A 4845-nucleotide genomic window follows, 5' to 3' on the forward strand; every position below is an offset into this window, starting at 1 on the left:
GGCGGGCCCGCTGAGGGGCGTGCTGCTGCTGCTGCCGGGCCTCGGCTGTCCGGCCGAGGGGGTGTTTAAGGAAACAACGCTGGCGCAGGAGGCCGCCCGCGCGGGCTTCGTGGCCGTGGTGCCGACGCTGAATAACCGCTTGTACCTGGATTCGGCCGGGACGCGCTTGCTGGAACAGGTGCTGGGCAGGGTGGCGCGCCAGTATCCCGGCATCGGCCGCAACTTGTGCCTCGGCGGCTTCTCGGCGGGCGGGCAGCTCGCGCTGGCCTATGCCGAGGCCCTAGAGCGGGACAGTGCCCGGCAAGCGTGGCGGATAAAGGCCGTTTTGGGGGTGGACCCGCCCGCCGATTTGGCCAATCTGTGGCACCGCGGCCAGCGGGACATCGACCGGAATTGCAGCGCCTTGCTCGTGCGCGGCGGGCAAGCCACGCTCAAGACGCTGGCAGATGCTTTTGGCGGCTCGCCGGAGCAACTGCCAGCTGTGTATGAGCGGTACTCGGCTTTTATCAGCACTAATCCGACCGGTGGCAACCTAGCCCGGCTGGCGGCCACGCCCGTGCGGGTGTATTGTGAGCCGGATATGGCATACTGGCGGTGGCACTTGTGCGCCACCATGCAGCTTGAGGACTTGAACGCGGTAACGCTCCGGCAACTGGTGGCCTGCCTGCTACGCCAGGGTAACGCCCGCGCCGAATACATCGAAACCAGCGGCAAGGGCAGATTGAACGGCCGCCAGTTTCCGCACGCCTGGTCGATAGTGGATGCGCCTGAGTGCGTACGGTGGCTGCAAGCCTGTGTAAATCAGTAAGCCCATGTCAGTTCCCGTTTACGGCCACCCCGGCAGCTACCGGCCCGGCGACACTTTCCGCAACCGCATCGACTTGTCGTTAAGCGGCGTGCACCGGCCGCGCCGGACGGGCGTGTGCGGCACCTCGGCGCTGGGGGCCGAAAGCATCGTGCTGGCCGGGCAGTACGAAGAAGACAATTTTGACGAAAAGGAAATCCTGTACTCCGGCAACGGCGGGCGCGACCCCAAAACCGGCCGCCAGATGATGGACCAAGTAGCCACCACCGGCATTCTGGCGCTGCTGAAAAGCGTGGAAACCGGCCTGCCGGTGCGGGTGCTGCGCAAAGTGCCGGCCGAGGATGGCGGGCCGGAGGTGTACCGCTACGAAGGGCTGTACCGGGTAGTCGGCTCTAGCTATGGGCCGGGCAAGTCGGGGTTTCAGGTGTATGTATTCCGGCTGCGGCCAATCTTATAGTTAAAATTTACCGCAGAGATACTCCATGACTGACCCCCTCGACCTCTACGCCGCCCTGCACACCGCGCCCGAACCGCCGCTGCTGGCCCAGCTCACCCGCGAAACGCACCTGCAGCTACTGATGCCGCGCATGAGCAGCGGCCACGTGCAGGGCCGGTTCCTGAGCATGCTCAGCCACCTGCTGCGGCCGCGGCGCGTGCTGGAAATCGGCACGTTCTGCGGGTATGCCGCGCTGTGCCTGGCCGAGGGGCTGGCGGCTGATGGCGTGCTGCACACCATCGAAATCGACCCGGAGAAGGAAACCCGCATCCGGCGCTACGTGGCGGCGGCCGGCATTACCGACCGGGTGCGGCTGCACATCGGCGCGGCGCTCGACGTTTTGCCCGGGCTGGTCGATGAAGTGTGGGACCTCGTCTTTATTGACGCCGACAAGCGGAATAACGCCGCGTACTTTGAAGCGGTGGTAGACCAGGTGCGGCCGGGCGGGCTGCTCATCGTCGACAATGTGCTGTGGGGCGGCAAGGTGCTGCCCGAGCACTCGGTGAGAGCCGGCGATAAGGATACGCCGCTGGTGCGCGCCTTCAACGACCAGGTGGCCCGCGACCCGCGCGTGGAGCCGGTGTTTCTGCCCCTGCGCGACGGCTTGCTGCTGCTGCGCCGAAAATAGCCGCCGGGCGAGGCGGTAAACCTTGGGCGGCTGTATGCCGTCAGATGAGTTTCCGTTCCTTTTCCTACGCTATGCGGCATTTTCTTACGTTGTTTTTCGGGCTGTTAAGCCTTACGGTGGCCCACGCCCAGGCGCCCACCACCGTGAGCGGCCGCGTGGCCGATGGCAAGGACCAGTCGGCCCTGATTGGGGCCAACGTGCTGCTCATTCGGCTGCCTGATTCGGTGAAAACCGGCGCCGCCGCCGATGCCGAGGGCCGGTTTCAGTTCGATAACGTGGCCGCTGGGCGCTACGTGCTCGATGCGTCTTTCGTGGGCTACCAGACGGTGCGGCAATCCCTGACCGTGGCCGGCACGCCCGTGCAGCTGGGCACACTGGCCCTGCCGGCCGGCGGCGTGCAGCTGAAAGGCGTGGTGGTAACGGGTGCGGCCGCCCAGAGCGTGCAGAAGGGCGATACCACTCAGTTCAACGCCAAAGCCTTCAAAACCAACCCGGACGCCACCACCGGCGACCTCATCGACAAGCTGCCCGGCGTAAGCCGCGGGGCCGACGGCAAGGTGCAGGCCCAGGGCGAAAACGTGCAGCAGGTGCTCGTGGATGGCAAGCCCTTTTTCGGCTCCGACCCCGACGCGGTGCTCAAAAACCTGCCCGCCGAGATGGTGGACAAGATTGAGGTATTCGACCAGCGCAGCGAGCAAAGCCGGTTTTCAGGTTTTGATGACGGGAATACGACCAAGACGATTAACATCGTGACGAAGGTGGAATTCCGCAACGGCACGTTTGGGCGGGTGGTGGCTGGGGCGGGGCCAGAGCGTTACAAGGTGAGCGGCAACGTAAACAAATTCAAGGGCGACGAGCGGATGTCGGTGCTGGCGCAGAGCAACAACGTGAACGAGCAGAACTTCGGCACCGAAGACCTGCTGGGCGTGGTGGGCAACTCGAACCAGGGCGGCGGCGGGCGTGGTGGCCAGCGTGGCGGTGGGGGAGGCGGCCCCGGCGGCGGGGGCAACGGCGGTAACGCTGGCGACTTTCTGGTGAACCAGAGCGGCGGCATCACCAAAACCAACGCCGTGGGCCTGAACTACTCAAACTCCTGGAACAAGAAAACTGACCTTTCGGCCAGCTACTTCTTCAACCGGGCCGACAACACGCTGGCCAGCAACACCAACCGCCAGTACGTGACCGGCACGAAGTACACCCAAAGTGCCCTCACTAACAGCCTGAACACCAACCAGCGCTTCAATCTGCGGCTCGAGCATAAGATTGACTCGGCCAACTCCATCCTATTCCGTCCGCGCTTCAGCTACCAGCAGAACGAGGCCACCAGCCGCGTCGATGGCCGCACGCTTACCACCGACAACCAGGCCAGCAACATCACCAGCAACTACGGTTCAAATAACAAAGGCCTGAACACCGGCGGCGACCTGCTGCTGCGCCACCGCTTCGCCAAGGTGGGCCGCACGGCTAGCCTGAGCATCGGTGGTACCTATTCGCAGCGCAACAGCGACGCCTCGCTGCTGACGCTCAACGACGCCGCCCCCCGCAGCAACCTCAACCAGGTGAACAACCTCACGCAGCACGGCGGCAGCATCAACGCCAACCTGTCGCTGACCGAGGCACTGAGCAAAACCAACGTGCTGCAGGGCAACTATGCCATCAACTACGCGCCCAATAACTCCAGCAAATACACCTACGACGTGCTGACGGGCGACACCCGCCAGTTGAACGAGGGGCTGAGCAACGTGTTCCAGAACTACTACCTCACGCAGTCGGGCGGGCTCACGTACCGGCACGTGACGCGCGAGTACCAAGCCAGTTTCGGGCTGGCCGGGCAGCATTCGGAGCTGTATTCGGATGCGCAGTACCCGCGGCCCAGCATCGGGCGCTACACCTTCTTCAACCTGCTGCCCAATGCCATGCTCAACTACCGCTTCACGCGGCAGAAAAACCTGCGGCTGATGTACCGCACCAACACCAACCCGCCCAGCGTGAACCAGCTGCAGGCCGTGGTGAACAACTCGAACCCGCTCCAGCTCACCATCGGCAACCCCACGCTGCGCCAGGAGTACCAGCACTCGGTCAACATCCGCTACTCGGCATCCAACCCCGAAGTATCGAGCAACTTCTTCGCGCTGCTGTCGGGCGCCTACACCCAGAACCCGATTTCGAATCGCACCCTGGTGGCGGCCCGTGATACCACCGTGACGCCCGACGGCGCGCCCGCCGTGCGTCTGCCCGCCGGGGGGCAGCTGGTGCAGCCCACCAACCTCAGCCAGCAATACACCGTGCGCTCGCTGCTGAGCTACGGCCGGCCCATCAAGGCCATCAAAACCAACGTCAACTTCAGCGCCAACGCCGGCTTCACCCAAACCCCCGGCCTAGTAAACGGCGGCCTGAACTACGCCCGCGTGCCCTCGTTCGGAGGTGGCCTCACGCTCAGCTCCAACATCAGTTCGCAGCTCGATTTCACGGCCTCCACCACCTCGAACCAGAATTACGTGTACAACACGCTGCAAACGCGGCTGAACTCGAACTACTTTTCGCAGGTAACGCGCTTCCGCCTGAACTGGATTGTGGGCCCGGGCATCAACCTCGCCACCGACCTCGTGCACCAGGCCTACTCGGGCTTGGCCGCGGGCTACAACCAGCAATACCTGCTCTGGAACGCCAGCGTGGGCAAGAAGCTGTTCCCCGGCCAGCGCGGCGAAATCCGCGTCTACGCCTTCGACCTGCTGGGCCAGAACCGCGCCATCCAGCGCAACGTGACCGATGCCTACTACGAGGACGTGCAAACCACAATTCTGCAGCGCTACGTGATGCTGATGTTCACCTACAACATCCGCAGCGGCAATGTGATTGCGCCTACGCCGGGTGAGGGCGGCGGGCGCGAGGGCCGGGGCCGCGGCGGCTTTGGCC

General features: G+C 64.3%; 4 protein-coding genes. All 4 read left to right on the forward strand.

The features are described 5' to 3' along the window. On the forward strand, nt 1-808 hold an 808-nt coding region (locus ACYVDE_RS14580; protein WP_460502275.1), incomplete at its 5' end, for a hypothetical protein. 4 nt (nt 809-812) lie between these two features. Next, nucleotides 813-1262, forward strand: a complete 450-nt coding sequence (locus ACYVDE_RS14585; RefSeq protein WP_460502276.1) for a YDG/SRA domain-containing protein — start codon at nt 813-815, stop codon at nt 1260-1262. Between the two features lie 25 nt (nt 1263-1287). Beyond that, a complete protein-coding gene (locus tag ACYVDE_RS14590) occupies nt 1288-1929 on the forward strand; it encodes an O-methyltransferase (RefSeq protein WP_460502277.1) in 642 nt (213 codons plus the stop codon). Between the two features lie 71 nt (nt 1930-2000). Continuing rightward, nucleotides 2001-4845, forward strand: a 2845-nt coding sequence (locus ACYVDE_RS14595; RefSeq protein ID WP_460502278.1) for an outer membrane beta-barrel protein, incomplete at its 3' end; no start/stop codon positions are given.

The organism is Hymenobacter agri, assembly GCF_054778495.1.

What these genes read in the sequence shown, in the direction of transcription:
- ACYVDE_RS14585 (WP_460502276.1), top strand. Translation starts at nt 813, where the DNA reads ATGTCAGTTCCCGTTTACGGCCACCCCGGCAGCTACCGGCCCGGCGAC.
- ACYVDE_RS14590 (WP_460502277.1), top strand. Translation starts at nt 1,288, where the DNA reads ATGACTGACCCCCTCGACCTCTACGCCGCCCTGCACACCGCGCCCGAA.